This window comes from Haladaptatus sp. R4 (genome assembly GCF_001625445.1).
Lineage (GTDB): Archaea > Halobacteriota > Halobacteria > Halobacteriales > Haladaptataceae > Haladaptatus.
Window position 1 is genome coordinate 103,513 of the sequence record NZ_LWHG01000031.1, and the last position, 14,767, is coordinate 118,279.

15 protein-coding genes are annotated in these 14,767 nt (G+C 61.4%); 9 read left to right on the forward strand and 6 right to left on the reverse strand.

Going from position 1 to position 14,767, the window contains the following annotated elements; genetic code table 11:
• Nucleotides 1–2: 2 nt before the first annotated feature.
• Nucleotides 3–353 carry a helix-turn-helix transcriptional regulator gene (locus A4G99_RS21200; protein WP_066148044.1) on the reverse strand — a complete coding sequence of 117 codons (351 nt, stop codon included), beginning with the start codon at nt 351–353 and terminating at the stop codon, nt 3–5.
• A 440-nt stretch (nt 354–793) separates the two neighbouring features.
• On the opposite strand from A4G99_RS21200, the gene A4G99_RS21205 reads away from it, so the two are divergent.
• Complete coding sequence (locus A4G99_RS21205; RefSeq protein WP_066148046.1) at nt 794–1,567, forward strand: AAA family ATPase; 774 nt, start codon at nt 794–796, stop codon at nt 1,565–1,567.
• Nucleotides 1,564–2,097, forward strand: coding sequence for a hypothetical protein (locus tag A4G99_RS21210; RefSeq protein ID WP_066148049.1), 534 nt, complete (start codon nt 1,564–1,566; stop codon nt 2,095–2,097). Before A4G99_RS21205 ends, A4G99_RS21210 begins: the two co-directional genes overlap by 4 nt.
• Nucleotides 2,098–2,186: 89 nt before the next feature.
• On the opposite strand, the gene A4G99_RS21215 is transcribed toward A4G99_RS21210, so the two are convergent.
• Together A4G99_RS21215 and A4G99_RS21220 are read right to left on the reverse strand one after the other, a co-directional pair.
• Nucleotides 2,187–2,939: a creatininase family protein gene (locus A4G99_RS21215; protein WP_066148051.1), complete on the reverse strand. Its 753-nt coding sequence runs from the start codon at nt 2,937–2,939 to the stop codon at nt 2,187–2,189.
• Nucleotides 2,936–4,315 (reverse strand): M28 family metallopeptidase, encoded by a 1,380-nt coding sequence (locus tag A4G99_RS21220; RefSeq protein ID WP_066148054.1) that lies wholly within the window; start codon nt 4,313–4,315, stop codon nt 2,936–2,938. Before A4G99_RS21220 ends, A4G99_RS21215 begins: the two co-directional genes overlap by 4 nt.
• Before the next feature lie 109 nt (nt 4,316–4,424).
• Between A4G99_RS21220 and A4G99_RS21225 the strand changes: the two genes are divergently transcribed.
• From A4G99_RS21225 to A4G99_RS21250, 7 genes are all read left to right on the forward strand, one after another.
• Nucleotides 4,425–5,927 carry a metallopeptidase TldD-related protein gene (locus A4G99_RS21225; RefSeq protein ID WP_223302092.1) on the forward strand — a complete coding sequence of 501 codons (1,503 nt, stop codon included), beginning with the start codon at nt 4,425–4,427 and terminating at the stop codon, nt 5,925–5,927.
• Between the two features lie 171 nt (nt 5,928–6,098).
• Nucleotides 6,099–6,755, forward strand: a complete 657-nt coding sequence (locus A4G99_RS27865; RefSeq protein ID WP_255359160.1) for a hypothetical protein — start codon at nt 6,099–6,101, stop codon at nt 6,753–6,755.
• Nucleotides 6,731–7,726 carry an ABC transporter substrate-binding protein gene (locus A4G99_RS27870; protein ID WP_223302093.1) on the forward strand — a complete coding sequence of 332 codons (996 nt, stop codon included), beginning with the start codon at nt 6,731–6,733 and terminating at the stop codon, nt 7,724–7,726. The genes A4G99_RS27865 and A4G99_RS27870 overlap by 25 nt, the downstream gene beginning before the upstream one ends.
• A 33-nt stretch (nt 7,727–7,759) precedes the next feature.
• Nucleotides 7,760–8,737, forward strand: coding sequence for an ABC transporter permease (locus tag A4G99_RS21235; RefSeq protein ID WP_066148057.1), 978 nt, complete (start codon nt 7,760–7,762; stop codon nt 8,735–8,737).
• Complete coding sequence (locus tag A4G99_RS21240; RefSeq protein ID WP_066148060.1) at nt 8,730–9,713, forward strand: ABC transporter permease; 984 nt, start codon at nt 8,730–8,732, stop codon at nt 9,711–9,713. The genes A4G99_RS21235 and A4G99_RS21240 overlap by 8 nt, the downstream gene beginning before the upstream one ends.
• A gap of 107 nt (nt 9,714–9,820) precedes the next feature.
• Nucleotides 9,821–10,855 (forward strand): ABC transporter ATP-binding protein, encoded by a 1,035-nt coding sequence (locus A4G99_RS21245; protein ID WP_066148063.1) that lies wholly within the window; start codon nt 9,821–9,823, stop codon nt 10,853–10,855.
• Nucleotides 10,848–11,942, forward strand: coding sequence for an ABC transporter ATP-binding protein (locus A4G99_RS21250; protein ID WP_066148066.1), 1,095 nt, complete (start codon nt 10,848–10,850; stop codon nt 11,940–11,942). Before A4G99_RS21245 ends, A4G99_RS21250 begins: the two co-directional genes overlap by 8 nt.
• Nucleotides 11,943–12,058: 116 nt before the next feature.
• Here the strand turns inward: A4G99_RS21250 and A4G99_RS21255 are convergent, their stop codons facing one another.
• From A4G99_RS21255 to A4G99_RS21265, 3 genes are all read right to left on the reverse strand, one after another.
• On the reverse strand, nt 12,059–12,721 hold the full coding sequence (locus tag A4G99_RS21255; RefSeq protein ID WP_066148069.1) for an MBL fold metallo-hydrolase: 663 nt from the start codon (nt 12,719–12,721) through the stop codon (nt 12,059–12,061).
• Nucleotides 12,714–12,908, reverse strand: coding sequence for a hypothetical protein (locus A4G99_RS21260; RefSeq protein ID WP_066148072.1), 195 nt, complete (start codon nt 12,906–12,908; stop codon nt 12,714–12,716). Before A4G99_RS21260 ends, A4G99_RS21255 begins: the two co-directional genes overlap by 8 nt.
• A 66-nt stretch (nt 12,909–12,974) precedes the next feature.
• The gene (locus tag A4G99_RS21265; RefSeq protein WP_066148075.1) at nt 12,975–14,498 is read right to left on the reverse strand and encodes an MDR family MFS transporter; all 1,524 of its coding nucleotides are present in this window, start codon (nt 14,496–14,498) and stop codon (nt 12,975–12,977) included.
• Nucleotides 14,499–14,767 lie beyond the last annotated feature (269 nt).

Genomic DNA, 14,767 nt, shown 5'->3' on the forward strand with positions numbered 1-14,767 from the left:
TTTCATCGCGTAAAACCGCCGATAGCGTCCGATATCGGATCTCTGAGTTCGTAAATAACGTCGTCGAGTTCGTCGGACAACCGCTGTAACAGTCGCGCGTGTGTCGTCGTGGCGAGCGTATATTCCGGGTGTGCACCGTCGGCATCGACCGTTTCGACCAGTTCGAGGTCGAGCAGTTCGTCGCGGTGGTTCGTCCACGTACTCGGTGCGGTTCCCGCGTGGTCCGCCAACTCCGTCGCGCTGAAACTTCCGTCCGGGTCGTCGGCGAGCACGGCGAGAAATTTCATCCGTGCGGGATAGACGAACACCTGCGCGAGGGGTGGTGACGTGAGATCGTTGTTCCGGGGATACATATGGTATGTTATCACATATTTGTTTGAAAACAGTGTTGGAGTTCGTTTGAAGAAGGACGGATTGAACATACTGTCAGCAAATGGGAAAATTTTAGACGGGAGCAGTAATAATCACGGATTGGATGCGTGAAATTCACACGGATCGCCGATGCAAACGTACGGCTTCCAGGACCGGTCACCGCCACTCAACCCGTCCGGGAGTTCGGCGAACTGCGACACATCGTCGGCCGCCGTGTCAGCACGCATCCTGTCGCTGCCAACCGATCAGGCCTCTGCACCCTTGATCGGTTCCACTTTATCAGTCTCGCTGACGATTTGATCCGTCGGTTCCTCCCCGCCGAACCCGGACCCCGATTATCCGGTGGCGAACGATATGGTGTCCATTCCTCGTCCATCGAATCAAATGTATTTTTAACGGATGACGACTGGAGTTTAGAACGATGGTCGAGGCGTTTGCGGTCGCGAGCGGCAAAGGTGGCACTGGAAAGACCACGAGTACGCTCTCGCTCGGGATGGCGCTGGCCGAGGAGTACGACGTAACGGTCGTGGATACCGACACCGGAATGGCGAACTTGCTGTTTCACACCGGCCTGACCGACGCGGAGACGACGCTTCACGATCTGCTCATCGGCGACCGTGAGGCGTCCGTTGAGGACGCCGTCTACGAACGGTTCGGAATGAACGTCGTCCCCTGTGGGACGAGCCTTTCGGCGTTCGAGCGCGCCGACCCCGACCGATTGCAAGCGGTCGTGGCGGAGTTGGCGGCCGAAACGGACGTTCTCCTGCTCGACTCGCCCGCCACGCTCGGCAGCAAGAGTTCGATCCTTCCGATCGTCCTCGCCGATCGGATCGTCGTCGTTCTCCAACCGACGATTCCGTCCCTCAGCGACGGTCTGAAGGTCCAAGAGTACGCCCGTTCCTACGGAACCGGGACGGCTGGCGTGCTGTTCAACAAGGTGCACGAGGACGAGACCGTGGACCCGATTTCGGAGAAAAGCGAGCGGTACTTCGACGGACCGACGCTCGCCGCCGTCCCCGACGACGAGGCTGCGCGTGCAGCACGCCGCGCGGGAAAACCGCTGCTCGCACACGCACCCGATAGCGCGGCCGCGAGCGCCTACCACGACGCCGCAGAGGCGCTCGACGTCCGTGCTGGCGAATCGGAGCGGGTCGCGGAACGCTTCCGGAGCGCGGTCATTCCCGACTCACCATGACGTCTCCTCGTGGCGAACTCGTTCTCTCCCGCGTCGTCAGCGACCCCGAAACAGCGCTCACCACCGCACTCGAACGGCGTCTCACCGGCTGTGTCGTCTTCGAGCCGCAGGATTCGCTACTCCTCGACGCGAGCGGATACGGGGTGTTGACCTTCGAAGACGGGATTCCGATACAGGCCCACCATACCGGCACCGGTCGGGGAGGTCCCGAGGCGGTGGCCGACCTCGCCGTCCCGGGCCCGTACAGCGTCGAACTTTACCGACAATCGCCCGACGAACGCGACGCGGACTTCCGCACGGACGAGCGACCTATTCCGCCGGGAATGCCCGCCGAGCGGTTGGCTGGCGATCCGACGTTGGCCGAGAAGACGCGAGAACGCGCACCGGAACGATCGCCTGAAACGACGTCGACCAGCGCCGTGGAGGCGTTTCTGGAGGACGAAGAGAAGATCGCGGCGATCCGTGAACAGGCACGACAGGAGGCTGAACGGCGGGCGGCGGAGTGGGGATTGGACGACCAACTTTCGTGACGGTTCGTCCGACAATCACACCTATCGAAGGAGAAACGATACGCTTCGACGTTCGGACGGGACCGACGGGTCCGGAACGCTAACGACCGTTACTCCTGGTCGATGTCCGAATTCAGCGCGGCGAGGATGTCCGCGTTCGTTTCCGCGACGACTTCTTCGAGGAACTCCGGATCGGATTGGGTCGGGTCACCGAGTCCACCCTGTTCCGTGATGTCGTCGAAGTACGTGTACTGACGGGCCTCGAAGTCGGCCTTCCTGACCTGTGGCTCCTTCTTCTCGGTTCTGACGAGGTCGGGATAGAACAACTCGATGGCGCTGGTTTCGTGATCGCCCGCGTGTCCCCACCCCTCGCCGAAGCGCTCTTTCAGCCTGTCGCGTGCGAAGTCGGTCCAGTGGACGAACGAGGTTTTCACCCCGTGGTCGCGCTGGATCCTGTCCGCCGCGAGTTTGAGCGGCGAGCGGTTGCCCCCGTGGCAGTTGAGGACGAGGAGGCGCTCGGCACCGTGATTCGCCATCGATTCGCCGATTTCCACGATGACTTGCTGGTAGGTGTCGCTCGACAGCGTTACCGTCCCGGGGTAGTTCATGTGATGTTCGGAGTACCCATATGGAAGCGTCGGGAGTCGAACCATCGAAAGGTCGTGGTCGGGTGCCGCCTCGACGATTTCCCGCGAGAGCGACTCCGCCCGGAGCGTATCGACGGTGACGGGAAGATGGAGGGAATGCTGTTCGACGCTCCCGGTCGGGAGGACGACGAAATCCGCGTCGGGAATCGCCGTCTCCGCGTCCTCCCACGTCATCCCGCCGAGGTCGTACGGTTCGTAATCGAGTCGAACCGTCATCGGTCGGCCTCCGCCGCCGTCGTCTGCCCCTCGCCGTCGAACGGCCACGTTCCGGAGTTTCGCATTCCGGGTTCAAACCCCTGTTCGACCGTCGCATCACGGATTTCCGCGACGGACTTGTGTGGTATCTCCCGGTCCGCTTCCGCGAGTTTGTACACCCCCGCGGTGAAGACGACGGCGAGGTCACGGAGGTCGCGCACGTCGAGTTTATCCAACGTATCCCCGTGCGTGTGACCCCACCCGCGGCCGCTTTCGCCCGCGATGGACCGACCTTGCATACCAGCGACGCCCTTCTGGACGAACGGCCAGTGATCGCTGTGCGGCCGGATTTTGTCGTGAATCTCGACCGGAACGTCGAGTTCCTCGCGGACTTCCGCGAACGCTTCGCCCATCGGGTCGAAGCCGTGGGTGTACACGTCGGCGGTGCGGGAGTAGCCCGCGCCGTCCATGTTGAAGATGCATTTTACCGCGTCCATGTCGTGCGTTTCCGCCCAGTGGTACGCGCCGAACAGGCCGACCTCCTCGGACCCGAAGACGAGACAGCGAACGCGCGTTTCGAGGTCGTCCTCCATCTCGACCAGTAAGCGACCGATTTCGGCGACGAGCACCGTCCCGACACCGTTGTCGTTCGCACCTTCGCCCACGTCGTGGGCATCGACGTGCGCGGTGACGAGCACTTCCTCGTCGGTGTCCGGTCCGACGACGGCCTCGATGTTTCGGGAGGTCGCCGGTTCGTTTCGGCAGTTCACGGTCAGTCTGGCGGTCGTCTCGCCGCTTCCGCAGTATCGAACGAGTCGGTCGCCGACCTCCTTCGAGACGCCGACGGCGGGAATGTCGCCGGGACCGTCCTCCTTGCCGATGCTTCCGGTGGGGGGAAGGTTGCCGTCCAGATGGTTTCGGAAGAGGAACCCGACCGCACCCCCGCGTGCCGCCGCCCCGTATTTTTCGGCGCGGTGGATCCAGCGCCCGTAATCGTCCGGCGTCATGCTGGAAGCCATGACGAGTTTGCCCGCCACGTCCGCCTCCTCGAAATCCTTGGGCAGACCGTAGCCGACATCGACCAGTTCGGCGTCGACATCGCCGCTCGGCGTCCCGGGGAGGGCGACGGTCTCGTGCTGTGCGTCGAACTCGTGGGTCCGGTCGTGTTCGACGGTCAGCGAACTCGACTCGCGCCACCAACCGGGAATTCCGAACTCGTTGATGGCGACTTCGCGGAGACCGTGCGTTTCGAACGCGTCCTTTACCAACTCCGCTCCTTCGACTTCACCCTCCTGTCCGGCCATTCGGTTGTCGAGATCGACGAGATCACAGAGCAGGTCCCAGTGGTGCGTGCTCGTGTACGCATCACCGACGAGATTCGTGTGTAGTGTTGTCATAGTTCGTGGTAGGATTTACGATTGGCGGGCCGGACGATGTAAGTTTGGTTCGGAGAAATCCGCGCACATGTGGAACATATTTTAGGTGATTCCGACCAAGTGGACCGTCATGGACGAGACGACGGACGGGACGAACGCCCCGGCGGACGGACTCGATGCCGCCGAGTGGGTGCTCTCTCGATTCGAATCCGACGACGAGGTCGCCTTCGCGGAAGTCGGATGCCTCGACAGGGACCACACGACCGGATCGACGACCCCGTCCGAGGTTCGGTTCGCGGACGACCTCTCGCACGTGGGCGTCTGGTGGCGCGTGTTCGCGGAAGGGACCGCCGACTATCGATTTACTACCTCGTTTTCCGAATCCCATCTCGAAGACCTCGTTGAACGGTCGATTCGGTCGGCACGGGTGTTGGACCAGAGCGACCCGGCGCAGTACGACGTCGGGACGGTGCATCGGGCGGTCCACCCGGGATGGACAACCGGCGAGTCGCTCTCCGACCGGACGGCCGAGGAAAAACTCGCTACCGTCCGGTCCGCCTTTTCGGAGTCGTTGGACGGCTTTACGTACGACCGGGCGGTGACTTCGTACCGCGACGAACGACTTCGGACGACGCTACTGACGACGACCGGGACGACGGTTCGAACGTCCATCGAGCGAGCGTCGGTCGAAGCGGTCGTCACTCCGACCGACGCGGAACCGGTACAGCGCCATTTCGGCGCGACCACCGGAGCCACGTTCCTCGCTTCGCTTTCCGAGCGGTTCGACGGGATGGTGACGGCGGCCCGACGACGGTCCGAGTGGCCGACGCTCGACAGGGATTTTGACATCGGGGACCGCGTCGAACTGGTGTTCTCCCCGCGAGCGGCCGCGGAGTTGTTCCACGGTTTCGTCCACTATCTGGAGGCGGATTCGGTGTACTTCGGGTCGAGTCCGTACGCCGTCGGCGACCGATTCGGACCGTCGACGCTCGACATCGAGGACTGTGTCCACGCCGGGTCGTGGGGGGCACTGGCGTACGATATCGAGGGGAGACCGGCGATGCCGATATCGCTGGTGTCCGACGGTATCGTCCGAAACTACCACCACGATACGGTGTCCGCGCTCGAAGAGGGGACCGTCCCGATGGGGTCGGTCGTCCCGAGCGTCGGGTACGAGCGGCCGCCGCGAATCCACGCACGCCACTTGGACGTCGCTCGGGGGGACGCTTCCGATGCTTCGTTACTCGATGGCGCGGACCTGTCCATCGAAGCGGTCGATTCGCCGAGGATAGACAACGAGGCGACGCGAACGAAGCGGGCGAGTTCCATGCCGCCGAGCGTCCCCTACGCAAAGGACATCGCGGCGACGACTCCGTCCGAATTCGCCGACGAGGCGACGAACCAGACCCTCTCATTTCCGGTTCGATTCGGCTACACGGTCGACGATGGGGAACTGACGAGGGGAATAACGGACGGACTCGTGACCGTTTCCCCGTCGGACGTTCGCTCGATGTCGGCCATCGGGAACACGCGTGAAACGGTGACCGGCGTCTGTTCGAAACACCGGTCGATGCTCCCCTACGCCGTTACTTCACCGGCGGTTCGGATTTCTGCACGGTTCTCGCACGAATAGAGACGATTGTGTGATGACTTACAATATTATTCGATATTGAGAGAATGTTTTCCGGCAATACTATACGATTTGTAATATATTGTTAGATTTACTTATATAGTAGGACTTCATGGGAATCTATGTCAAATGCCAATCGATAACATGGGTGTCAACCGACGAGACTTTCTCAAAATGACGACCGCGGCCGGTGCTGGTGGTATGGCTGCCCTCGCCGGTTGTAGCGGGTCGAAAAGCGACGGAGGTGGTGGCGGGTCCGATAATGCGGGGGACAAATTACCGACGTACTCCTACCTCAACAACCCCGCGAACTACAACCCCGCACGCCACGACGCCATCAACCTGGTCGGCGACCAACTCAAAAAGGTCGGTCTGAACACGAACGTGCAAGTGTTCGAATGGGGGACGCTGTACACGAAGATCACGGAGGAGTTCAACTACTCCTTTGCGACGTGGTCGCGCGGTCTCGGAATCGACCCCGGTCGCCGGATGCCGGAGCAGTTCCACTCGTCGAACACGGGGAAGGGCCAGGGTAACTTCACCGGCTACACCAACAAGGACCTCGACCCGAAGCTGATGAAACAGCTTCAGATCAAGGACGAACAGAAGCGTATCGACATGCTGTTCGACATCCAGAAGACCCTCAACGAGGACGTCCCGATGCATCCCATCGTCCAGATGCCGAACATCGTGGCGTACAACTCGGACCAAGTCAGCGGCTGGACCGATCACATCGCCGGGTACTTCCACTTCGAACCGATGACGAGTGTCGAGGTGAACAACAGCAAGAAGGAACTTCGCGGGTCGTGGGCCGAGACCTCGGCACTTTGAGCGTCCTCGGATACAACAACGAGACGAAACTCATCCACCAGTTCGAGATGCTGTACGACAAGCTCGTGCGTATCAACTCGAAACTGGAAGCCGATCCGGAACTCAGTCTGGCGACCGAGTGGAAGCGTCCGGATACCAAGACGGTGAAGTACAAGATTCGGGAGGGGCACAAATGGCACGACGGGAAGAGCCTGACCCCGGACGACGTGAAGTTCACGCTCGACTACATCAAGAAACACGAAATCCCGCTTTACGCCACGCAGTGGGAGATGTACGACACGGTTTCGGTCGACGGGCAGTGGGTGACGGTGAAGTTCAAGGACCCGGTCGGCCCGGTCCACAAACTGTTCTCCAACCAGATTCCCATCATTCCGAAGCACAAGTGGGAGAGTCGGAGCAAACCGGCCAAAGCGACCATCAAGGAACCGGTCGGAAGCGGGCCGCTCCAGTTCGACTACTGGGACAAGGGGAGCGAACTGAGCCTGAAGAAGTTCGACGCCCACTGGCACCCGGTCAAGTTCAACCGCCGTATCTGGCGAATCATCCCGGAGAGTTCGACCGTCTGGTCGCTGCTGAAGAAAGGGACGCTGAACTACCTGCCGTACACCCGTATCGGCAAACAACTCAACGACAACCAGGACGAATCGAACATCGGCGTGAAATCCGCCCCCGGCGACGGATGGTGGCACTTCAGCCAGAACACGCGAAAGAAGGGACTCGACGACAAGGCCGTTCGACAGGCCGCCGTCAACGCGATTCCGAAGAAGGCCATCAACCAGCAGATACTCTACGGTTTCGCGACGGAAGGGTGGAACCTCGTCGGGGAATCCTTCGGCAAGTTCAGCAACCCGGACGTGAAGAAATACCAACCGGCGGACGGCGTGAAAGCAGGAAAGAAGACCCTCAAAGACGCTGGCTACGTCTTCGACGGGGACGGGATGGCGCACTTCCCGAAATCGAAGTCGGAGTAACCGACGACACAACAGCCACAACACTTCACATAAATGGGAAAATTAGACTTCTTCGTCAGACGCACGGTGCAGTTGGGAATAACGCTCTGGGCAGTCGCGACCGCACTGTTCCTCCTGTTTCGACTCATGCCGGGCGACCCGACATCGTACATCATCTCGCCCGGGATGACGCCGGAGGTGAGACGGCGACTCATCCAGAGTTACGGGTTGAACGACCCGATGTGGATGCAGTACGTTCGATACATCCAGAACCTCGCCACGCTCAACCTCGGTCGTTCGTTCAAGACGCACGAGCGCGTCGTGAACATGCTCGTCACGTATCTCCCGAACACGCTCATCCTGATGCTGACTGCCTTCGTCGTGGCGTACATCATCGGCATCTCGCTGGGAGTGCTCACCGGTTGGTATCGTGGAAGCCGTTTCGAGAAGACGACGGTCGTCACCGCGCTCATCGGACGGAGCGTTCCCAGTTTCTGGATGGGTATCCTCGTCCTCTGGATATTCGGCGCCAAGTTGGGCATCATCCCCATGAGCGGAATGACGAGTTTCGGGTCCGGACCCAAGCACTTCTGGGCAATGGTGTTCTCGCTCGACTTCCTCAAGCACATGGTCGCGCCGGTCCTCGTGCTCGCGTTCTACTACATGGGCTACCCGCTGCTCATCATGCGCAACAGCATGCTGGAGACGCTCTCGGAGGATTTCATCGACCTGTGCCGTGCGAAGGGGTTGACGGAGCGCAAGATAATGTTCAACCACGCCGCCCGGAACGCCCTGCTTCCCGTCCTGACCGCGGCCGCCATCGCCATCGGCTACGCGGTCGGCGGCAGCGTCCTCATCGAGACGGTGTTCGGGTGGCCGGGCATCGGACGCGAGATGATCCGGGCCGTGCTCCGACGCGACTACCCGGTCGCGCAGGGGACGTTCCTCGTCCTCGCGCTCTCTGTCATCGTGATGAACTTCGTCGCCGACCTGCTGTACGGGGTTCTCGACCCACGGGTGACCTATGACTGAAGCGATGAATCAAGAGCGGGAGGCGTCGATATTCGCGGATATCGACGAGGAGAGCGAGGAGCAGTTCAGCGCGTGGCAGCGCAACCTCCGCCTCTGGAAGCGGACGATATCCGAGCAGTTCGACATGCTCACCGACGACCCGTTGGTCGTCGTCGCGATGTGTATCCTGGCGTTCTTCGCGCTCGTCGCCGTCTTCGCGCCGTTCATCGCGCCGTACGGCCCGAAGGACCGACTGATGACGAACGCGCTGTTCGCCAAGTGGATCAAACCGTCGTTCCTCGGCGGTCAGGGGGGCTACATCCTCGGCACGACCGCGCAGGGGTACGACATCTTCAGCCAACTGGTGTACGGGGCACGTCCCGCCATCATGGTCGGTCTGGTGGCCGCCGTGATGACGGTCGGTCTCGGGACGCTCGTCGGACTGGTCAGCGGTTACTACGGCGGCCGCGTCGACGACCTCCTCATGCGCCTCGTGGACTTCGTCTACGGGCTACCGCTCCTGCCGACGGTCATCGTCCTCGTGACGGTGCTCGGGCCGGGACTGGAGAACATCGTCCTCGCGTTCGTGCTCCTGCAGTGGCGCACGTCCGCCCGCGTCATCCGCGCGCTCGTCCTCTCGCTCCGCGAACGCTCGTTCGTCAAGGCGGCGAAGGTCTCCGGCGCGAGCAACTGGCGCATCATCTCGCGACACATCGCGCCGAACGTCCTCCCGATGGCGTTCCTGTACGGCGCCTTCGCCATCGCGTGGGCCATCCTCACCGAGGCGGGGGTCTCCTTCTTGGGACTCGGCGACCCGAACAGCGTCTCGTGGGGCATGATGCTCCAGAGCGCCCGCGTCTACAGCGCCATGACCGAAGGGACGTGGTGGTGGTTCGTGCCGCCGGGAGTCTGTATCGCCCTCGTGGTCATCAGCGGCTTCCTCATCGGTCGCGGCTACGAAGAAATCGTCAATCCGGAACTACAGGTGGAAGGATGAACGTATTCGAACGATTCATGATCACACGATTCACGCTCGAACGGTTCATACACGCACGATTCACACACATGGGATACATGTACTCGGACGAAACGGAGGCCCGCTGAATGGCACTGCTCGAAGTCGAAGACCTCGAAGTCTACTACGACAGCGAGGACGGCCCCGTCAAAGCCGTCGACGGCGTCAGCTTCGAGATCGAGGCCGGTGAGACCGTCGGCATCGTCGGCGAATCCGGCTGTGGCAAATCGACGCTCGCGAAGGCGCTCATCGGAATCCTTCCGAAGAACGGCTACATCAACGGCGGGAAAATCCTGTTCAAGGGTGAAGACCTGACCGACATGCCCGAAAAGCGACGTCGGGAACTCCGCTGGGACGAGATTTCGCTCATCGCCCAGTCGGCGATGAACGCGCTCGACCCCGTCTACACCATCCGCGAACAGATTCTGGAGGCCATCGACGCCCACTACCCGAAGATGGGACGGACCGAGGCCCAGGAGATAATCGACGAATCGTTCGACATCGTCGGGTTGGACCGCGAACGCCAGACCGACTACCCGCATCAGTTCTCGGGCGGGATGCGCCAGCGGGCGATGATCGCCATGTCGCTCGTGCTCCAACCGTCGCTCATCCTCGCGGACGAACCGACGACGGCGCTCGACGTGATAATGCAGGATCAGATCCTCAAGCGGATCAACGGGATTCAGCGCGAGAGCGACACCGCGATGATGGTCATCACGCACGACGTGGCCGTCGTCGCCGAGACCTGCGACCGCGTCGTCGTCATGTACGCGGGCGAACTCGCGGAGGAAGGCCCGGCCGAGTTCATCTTCGGCGAACCGTACCACCCGTACACGCTCGGGCTGAAGAGCGCGTTCCCGGACATTCGGCTGTCGGAACAGGACCTCGTGAGCATCGGCGGCCATCCGCCTGATTTGAGCAACCCGCCGAGCGGGTGTCGGTTCGCGGAGCGCTGTCCGCTGGCGACCGAAATCTGTTCCGAACAGACGCCGCCGATGGTCGAACACGGCGAACTACGGTCGTTCTGTCACCACACCGACCGCGTCGATTCGGAACTGCGTTCGGTCGCCAGCAGTGCGCGGACGTGGCAGAACGACGCGTCGATGGAGGTGGGCGATGACTGACACCGAACAGGAGACGCTCGTTCGCGTCGAAGGGCTCGAAAAGGAGTTCCCGGTCGGGAGCGGTCTCGTGACGGACCTGTTGAACTCCATTCGCGGCGAAGAGGGTGATGCGGTGCACGCCATCGACGGCATCGATTTCGACCTCCGCGAGGGCGAGACGTTCGGCATCGCGGGCGAATCCGGCTGTGGGAAGACCACGACCGGGATGTGCCTGACGAAGCTGTACGAACCGACGGGCGGGAGCATCTACTACGACGGCGAGGACATCGCGGACAAGAGCGGGTCGGACCTCACGAACTTCCGGCAGAACGCCCAGATGATCTTTCAGGACCCGTTCGAAAGCCTGAATCCGCGCATGACGGTGTACGACACGGTGGTCGAACCGCTCCGGATTCACGACATCCCGAACCAGCGCGCGCGGGTTCGCCGGGCACTCGAATTCGCGGAACTGGAACCCGCCGAATCGTTCTTCGACCGCTACCCGCACGAACTGTCCGGCGGGCAACGGCAGCGTCTCGCCATCGCCCGGGCGCTGGTCATCGACCCGGAGTTCATCGTCGCGGACGAACCGGTGTCGATGCTCGACGTGAGTCTTCGGGCGGGCGTGCTCTCCCTGCTGGAGCGCATGACCGACGAGTTCGGTCTCTCCGTGGTGTACATCAGCCACGACCTCTCGCTCCTGCGCCACATGTGCGACCGACTCGCCATCATGTACATGGGGAAAATCGTGGAGCAGGGACCCACCGAGGAGATAATCACGAACCCAAAACACCCCTACACGCGGGCGCTCATCGACGCCGTTCCGGTCCCCGACCCCACGGCGGGCAGGGAGCGCGTCGAACTACAGGGCGAGGTTGGCGACGCCATCAACGTCCCGTCCGGTTGCCGGTTCAAGAACCGATGTGAGAAGTACATCGGCGGCGTTTGCGATGCGGTACAACCGCCGCTCGAACGGAAATCCGACGTCGAGGACGAACGTGAAGTCGCGTGTCACCTCTACGAGAGCGCAGAAGGCTTCGACCCGTACGCGGGGATCGAGGACGAACGCGAGGACGCCGCCGAACCGGTTGAGTCGTCCGCCGACTGAACCTGCTTCGGCCGACGACAGGGTGAAGTGGAAAAGCGGAAAAAACGTGACTCCGCGCGGCTCTCCCGGTGCCCCCGGCGCGGAGTAGTAGACGGCTACTCGTAAGACGACTTCTTCTACTCGATCGATCGGGCGAGCGTGTCGCGTCCGCCCGTCACGAGCGGTTGACCGTGACCTACGCAGGCAACGTCGAACTGCGGCCCGTCCCGTAGCAAGTAGCGGATGCTCTCCCTGACGACCCCCGTGTCGTAGCTCATAAACCACGGCGAAGGGTTCAGGTCGCCGTCGGATTCCCGGACGAGGTCGCCGAGGAGCGCCACGCCGCGCTCGCGCGAGACGAACGCCACGTGTCCGAGCGCGTGCCCGGGTGTGTCGTAGGCAGTGAAGCTCCCGAACTCGTCGCCGTCGGTGATCGAATCGGCTTGTTCGGGCGCATCGAGGAACAACCCCGTGAGCCACTGGGAGAACCCCTTCCGGTTCGAGAGTGGCGGCCGCTGTCGGCCGAGGAGGAAGTCCACGTCCTTCGCGCCGACGTGTATCGGTGCGTCGAGCGGGAGTTTGGCCAGCGTACCCACGTGGTCGAGGTCGTAGTGCGTCACGAGCACGCGGGTGACGTCGTCGAGGTCGTGTCCCGTGGCCGTGATCTCCGCCCGGAGGTCGTCCGCGTCCCACGGCATCCCCGCGTCGACGAGGATGACGTCGTCACCCTCTTCGATGAGGTAGGCGTTCACCCCGCCGAGGTCGAACCACCAGCATCCGGAGACGAGTTCTTCAGGCATACCGGCACCCCTCCGGCGTTGCGCGCCCCCGTAGACCGACGAGATTGCTATCGTTCCCATCGAGGGCGTAGATGGCTACGAAAAGGTGGCCATCGTCCATCCCGACGATGCACGAGTGAATCTCCTCGGTCATTTCTCCGAACTTCATCTCCGTCGGGAGCGCACGGATGTGATCTGTAACTCGCATGTTGGTGAATGATCGTTCATTCATTATAACTGTATCGTTTAGATGAGATCGACTTGGCACCCAGCGCTACGACTCGTCTACGTCTGCACCGTCTGCTGTGCTTCGTCCCTCGACACCCGACTCATCTTTTAAGTCAAGATGCGGGAGTGCAAGCGCTGCGACGACCGAGAGAACGAGGAGAATCCCGCCGAAGAAGAAAACGGCGTCGAAGGCGTCGGCGAGTGCGTGGACGGCAGTTTGTTGAAGTTGCGGTGAGAGTTGTTGGATCGACTGTGGACTTTGTGCGACTGTACTGGGGTCGATACTCTTCGGAAGCACATCGCCTAATTCGGTAGTGACCCGACGGTTGAGGACGATACCGAATGCCGCAACGCCGAGTGCGCCGCCAAGATTCCGCGTGAATGCGTACAGCGAGCTAACTTCGCCGATGGCGTCGCCGCTCACGGCGTTTTGAATCGCTGTCGAAAGCGTCGGGCTCGTCATCCCCATCAACCCGGCGGCGATCATGTAGCCAGTCGTCTGAAGCCAGGTGATGTGCACACTCATCGTCGAAAGCAGGTAGAATCCGAGTGCACCGAAGACTAGCCCGCCAATCGTGATCGGTTTGTATCGACCTATCCGGCTCATGAACTGTCCACCGACCATAGAGCTAACTACGTAACCGCCGAGGAACGGCAGGAGGAGGAGTCCGGCGTTCGATTCGCCCGCGCCGAGTACCGTCTGCAAGAACAGCGGGATGTAGTTGGTCGCGCCGTACCTCGCGCCGGCGTTGAGCACGGCAATGATAGCGATTAACACCACGGTCCGATTCCGGAACAGTTCGAACGAGAAGATCGGTTCGTTAACACGGCGTTCCTGGAGGACGAATAGAACGGTGCCGACGACGGTGACGACCGCGAGTCCGAGTATTTCCCACGACCCCCACGCGTAGCGGTCACCGCCGAACGAAGTGAGGGCAATGAGGGCGGTGACGGTGACGACGATGAGGATCGCTCCACCGAAATCGATCTCGTGGCTCTCGTCCGGCACGGGAACGTCCAGCGACGTTTCGACGAGCGCGAGTGCGAGGAGCGCAACGGGAACGTTGATGTAGAAAATCCACCGCCACGTGAAATATTCGGTGATGTAACCGCCGACCAGCGGTCCACCGACGACTGCGGCACCGAAGACGAGATTGAGGTAGCTCATGTACTTGCCGCGTTCACGGGGAGTGAAGATGTCACCCATTCCTGCGACCGCCATCGCCATGAGGCCACCACCACCGACCCCCTGAAGAGCGCGGAACAGAGTGAGCTGAAGCATCGATCCGGAGAGACCGGACAGGATGGACCCCACCAGGAAAATTATAATCCCGACCTGGGTGAGTCGGCGTCGGCCGTAGATATCGGAGAGTTTCCCGTAGAGCGGAGTAACCGCTGTGGTAGTGATGAGATAGGACGTGACGACCCAGAACACCTGATCGAGGGAGCCGAGATCCGACGCGATCGAGGGAAGAGCGGTGGCCACGATAGTCTGGTCGATTGCGGCGAGCAGCATCAAGAACGCTAACCCGACGAAGGCTGAGTACTTTGTACGGTCGTCCACCGACATCAGTTTCCACCTCGGTTCGGTCGGGCGACCCCGAGACTCCCTACGAAAGAATATAGCGACGGAGGATGCAGGTGCCCTTGGGACGACCGAAAGTCCGCTTCGCTTTGCGTCCGAGTAAAAGAAGTGGACCATCTCGGTTCCTCTTTTGTGCGTGTGCCGATTGTATAGATTTTCATATATGAACGATCGTTCTTCACATAGGTGAATTACCGTTCGTTCACATTAACGTGTCGATGTGGGAGACTACCAAACGTGATTTCGTGGTGTCG

What these genes read in the sequence shown, in the direction of transcription:
- A4G99_RS21200 (WP_066148044.1), bottom strand. Translation starts at nt 353, where the DNA reads ATGTATCCCCGGAACAACGATCTCACGTCACCACCCCTCGCGCAGGTG.
- A4G99_RS21205 (WP_066148046.1), top strand. Translation starts at nt 794, where the DNA reads ATGGTCGAGGCGTTTGCGGTCGCGAGCGGCAAAGGTGGCACTGGAAAG.
- A4G99_RS21210 (WP_066148049.1), top strand. Translation starts at nt 1,564, where the DNA reads ATGACGTCTCCTCGTGGCGAACTCGTTCTCTCCCGCGTCGTCAGCGAC.
- A4G99_RS21215 (WP_066148051.1), bottom strand. Translation starts at nt 2,939, where the DNA reads ATGACGGTTCGACTCGATTACGAACCGTACGACCTCGGCGGGATGACG.
- A4G99_RS21220 (WP_066148054.1), bottom strand. Translation starts at nt 4,315, where the DNA reads ATGACAACACTACACACGAATCTCGTCGGTGATGCGTACACGAGCACG.
- A4G99_RS21225 (WP_223302092.1), top strand. Translation starts at nt 4,425, where the DNA reads ATGGACGAGACGACGGACGGGACGAACGCCCCGGCGGACGGACTCGAT.
- A4G99_RS27865 (WP_255359160.1), top strand. Translation starts at nt 6,099, where the DNA reads ATGACGACCGCGGCCGGTGCTGGTGGTATGGCTGCCCTCGCCGGTTGT.
- A4G99_RS21235 (WP_066148057.1), top strand. Translation starts at nt 7,760, where the DNA reads ATGGGAAAATTAGACTTCTTCGTCAGACGCACGGTGCAGTTGGGAATA.
- A4G99_RS21240 (WP_066148060.1), top strand. Translation starts at nt 8,730, where the DNA reads ATGACTGAAGCGATGAATCAAGAGCGGGAGGCGTCGATATTCGCGGAT.
- A4G99_RS21245 (WP_066148063.1), top strand. Translation starts at nt 9,821, where the DNA reads ATGGCACTGCTCGAAGTCGAAGACCTCGAAGTCTACTACGACAGCGAG.
- A4G99_RS21250 (WP_066148066.1), top strand. Translation starts at nt 10,848, where the DNA reads ATGACTGACACCGAACAGGAGACGCTCGTTCGCGTCGAAGGGCTCGAA.
- A4G99_RS21255 (WP_066148069.1), bottom strand. Translation starts at nt 12,721, where the DNA reads ATGCCTGAAGAACTCGTCTCCGGATGCTGGTGGTTCGACCTCGGCGGG.
- A4G99_RS21260 (WP_066148072.1), bottom strand. Translation starts at nt 12,908, where the DNA reads ATGCGAGTTACAGATCACATCCGTGCGCTCCCGACGGAGATGAAGTTC.
- A4G99_RS21265 (WP_066148075.1), bottom strand. Translation starts at nt 14,498, where the DNA reads ATGTCGGTGGACGACCGTACAAAGTACTCAGCCTTCGTCGGGTTAGCG.